At 69.8% G+C, this 3,282-nt stretch carries 3 protein-coding genes; 1 reads left to right on the forward strand and 2 read right to left on the reverse strand.

Going from position 1 to position 3,282, the window contains the following annotated elements; translation table 11 throughout:
* Nucleotides 1-385 precede the first annotated feature (385 nt).
* Nucleotides 386-676 (forward strand): hypothetical protein, encoded by a 291-nt coding sequence (locus tag VF665_RS07375; protein ID WP_331052763.1) that lies wholly within the window; start codon nt 386-388, stop codon nt 674-676.
* Nucleotides 677-743: 67 nt separating this feature from the next.
* Here VF665_RS07375 and VF665_RS07380 read toward each other — a convergent pair whose 3' ends face one another.
* Both VF665_RS07380 and VF665_RS07385 read right to left on the reverse strand, forming a co-directional pair.
* Nucleotides 744-2,039, reverse strand: a complete 1,296-nt coding sequence (locus VF665_RS07380; protein WP_331052764.1) for a tetratricopeptide repeat protein — start codon at nt 2,037-2,039, stop codon at nt 744-746.
* A 201-nt stretch (nt 2,040-2,240) separates the two neighbouring features.
* On the reverse strand, nt 2,241-3,282 hold a 1,042-nt coding region (locus tag VF665_RS07385; RefSeq protein WP_331052765.1), incomplete at its 5' end, for an AAA family ATPase.

The following is a 3,282-nucleotide window of genomic DNA, read 5'->3' on the forward strand; positions in this document are numbered from 1 at the left end:
CACGGTGATGGAGGGGAACTCCCAAAGGAAACCGCGCAGCTCCGGAGTCACCTTCCAGAGGCCGCGCGCGTTCTTGCGGTAGGGGTCCAGCACCAGGAGAGTGGAAGGCGGCGCCTGGGCGGCTGCCGCGCGAAGCTCGGGCCACGTGGAGACCGATTGGCAACGGAACACCTTTGCACTAATCGATTGAACACGTTCCCGGAATGCACCATTTGGGTGCATGATGAGCAGTGTGCGGCGCGGCGGGGGCATGACGTGTCCGGAATTAACTGGAGCCAGACGAAAGAAGAATGGGCAGTCGGGCGGCCGTACGCACAAATATACTGTGCCTCACGTGGCCACCGCGCCCTGCCCGTACCAACTCCCTGCACATTGGAACCTCAGTATGAAGACCGCCCGCATCCTTCTCGCCGTTATCTCCCTGGCCGCTCTGGCCGCCTGCGGAAACGATTCCATCACCGGCTCCCCGGCACCCGGGGGCGTGCGCCACGACACTGCGCCCGCCACGGTCAGCAACGACTCCACTGAAGATTCGGGCGCTGGCAGCATCACGGAAGAGACGCCGCCGCCGCCCTGCTCCGGGACGCTGGTCGTCACCACCGATCCGAGCGGCAACGTCACCACTACCTGCGTGACCGGCGACGGTAAGGGCGGCCTGCTCGGCTCAGGCGGCTGAACCCGGTCTGGTAGAAAAGGAGAACGGGTGGCGGGGGGCAAACCCCGCCACCCGTTCGCTTTTGTTGTCAGTGGCTCGAGGCCATCTCCAACGTACGCACCAGGCTGGCCGCGAATACTTCCGTATCCTGCGTCGCCACCGCCGAGACCCCGGTGTCCGCCACCTTGCGCTCGATCCGGCGCCCGTTGCGGATGGAGTCCAGCACCGCGTCGGCGCTGATCATCAGCTTGGACTGGCGCAGCTCGGTCGCGACTGCGCTCGCCTGCTCGGCAGCCTGTTCGGCGCGGTCCCACTCGCCCAGCGAAGCAGCGCCGTGAGCCAGCTCCAGCATGGCCGCCGCCAGCACGGGGCGGACCTCAGGCTCCTTGGCGAGCCGGTTCACCTCCACCCACGCTTTGCGGAACACCTCGCGCTCGCCCACACCGCCCGCCGCGCGCGCGATGTTCGACACGACGGTAAGGCCGAAGTCGCGCCTCCCCGCGGCGTGCGGGCGCAGGGCCTCGAACACCTCGAGCGCCGGCGCAAAGTGGCCCTGCTGCATCCAGAGGTACGCCACGTCCTGCGCAAGCACGGGAAGGCGCTCGTGCTGCGATCCGTACGCACGGAACGCGGCCCGCGCGTACTCCTCCGCCTGCGCGTGGCGCCCCGTCTCCACCGCGACCACGAACAGGTCGTGCGCCGCCATCCCCTGCAGCGCGGGGAGACCCTTCCGCCGTGCGGCCCGGAGCGCCTTGATGTGCATGCGGTGCGCGACCGGGAAGCTGCCGCGCTTGATCGCCATGTTCCCCAGCGCGATGTAGGCGCGGGCGTAGGTCTCCCAGTCGCCCACCTGGCGGGAGATCATGATGGCGTGCCGGAACCAGGTCTCGGCACGGGCCATCTCGGCGCGTTCGCGCGCCACCTGGCCAACCTTGAGCGCCAGGCCCGCGCTGCGCGGCATGGCGAGCGCCGCCGCCTGCGCGAACGCGAGCGAGGTGGCGCCGTGCTGCTCCGCTTCGGCCCACTCCCCGATTGCGGTGCACGCAGCGGCCACCGCGTCGCCAGGGGTGTCCTCGGGCGCGGCGAGCAGGCCGCCGATGACGGTGAGCGGCTCGGTGATCTCGTGCGGCAGGCGCGCGGCCGCCACTTCGGCGAGGCGCTTCCGGCTCGCCTCGGCCGAGAACAGGGTGGAGCGCTCTCCGGGCTCCGCCGTGGCCCAGAACATCACGTTGCGGTACGACTGCCAGAGAAGGACCCCCGCCTCGCTGCCGACTTCGCGCAGGATGTCCATCCCTTCCAGCGTCTCCGAACCGCGGATCAGGGGGGGCGGCGTCCGCCACCGGCGGGGCTCGCGCACGTTGGTCTTGGCGCGGGTGGCTCTCATTATACGGTCTCCTTGTGCCTTCATTGGGTGCTCGGTCTGTAAACTTTCCGTATACGATACGCATCGCGGCTCGCGTGCGCCAGATTTTTAGCACTCGAAGCGTCGATATTCCCGACGACCCGGTTCAGAATCCGACGCGTGGTGTACAACGCGAGGCCGGGCGCACCACGATTGCACATCTCTGGTGAGGCCTGACGGTTATCAGTACCCGCCAGGGTCTACACCGTTTCCTTCCCCCTCCGCCGCGAACGCCGCGGCGGTTCCCGGGCGTCCCTCAGGGGACAGGACGATCTGGCCGTCCCGCGCGTCCACCCGAGCGACGCCGCCGTGCTCCAGCATCCCGAAGAGGAGCTCGTCCCCCAGCGGACGGAGGATCCGCTCCTCGATCAGGCGGGCCAGCGGGCGGGCGCCGTTGGCCGGGTCCAGTCCGTGCTCGGCCAGCCAGGCCCGCGCCGCCGGGGTCAGCTCCAGCTCCACCCCTCGCGCGGCGAGCCGCGCGCCCACTTCCGCCAGCATCCGCTCCACGATCCGCTCCATCACCTCCAGCCCCAGCGGCGCGAAGGCGATGCGCGCGTCCAGCCGGTTGCGGAACTCGGGCGAGAAGGTCCGCTCGAACGCCCGCGCGTCGTCGTTGGGGGCCGCGTCGGCGCCGGCGAAGCCGGGGCGGCGGCGCGAGAGCTCTTCCGCCCCCACGTTGCTGGTCATCACCAGCACCACGTTCCTGAAGTCGGCCTGCTTCCCGTTGTTGTCGGTCAGGCGGCCGTAGTCCATCACCTGCAGCAGGAGGTTGAAGACGTCGGGGTGCGCCTTCTCCACCTCGTCCAGCAGCACCACCGCGTGCGGGGTGCGCCGCACGGCTTCGGTGAGCAGCCCCGCCTGGTCGAACCCCACGTACCCCGGCGGCGCGCCGATCAGCCGCGACACCGTGTGGCGTTCCATGTACTCGCTCATGTCGAAGCGGATCAGCTCGATCCCCATCACCTCGGCGAGGGAGCGGGCCACTTCCGTCTTCCCGACGCCGGTGGGGCCCGTGAAGAGGAAGGAGCCGATCGGCTTGCGCGGGTCGCGGAGCCCGGCGCGCGACAGCTTGATGGCGGCGGCGAGCTGCCCGATCGCGCTGTCCTGCCCGAACACGCGCGCCCTGAGCTCCGACTCCAGCGTGCGCAGCCGCTCTCGGTCGCTGCCGGCGACGGTGCGGGGCGGGATCTGCGCCATGGTCGCCAGGATGCGCTCAACGGTTTCG

This window comes from Longimicrobium sp., from assembly GCF_036387355.1.
In the GTDB taxonomy this organism is placed as follows: Bacteria; Gemmatimonadota; Gemmatimonadetes; order Longimicrobiales; family Longimicrobiaceae; genus Longimicrobium.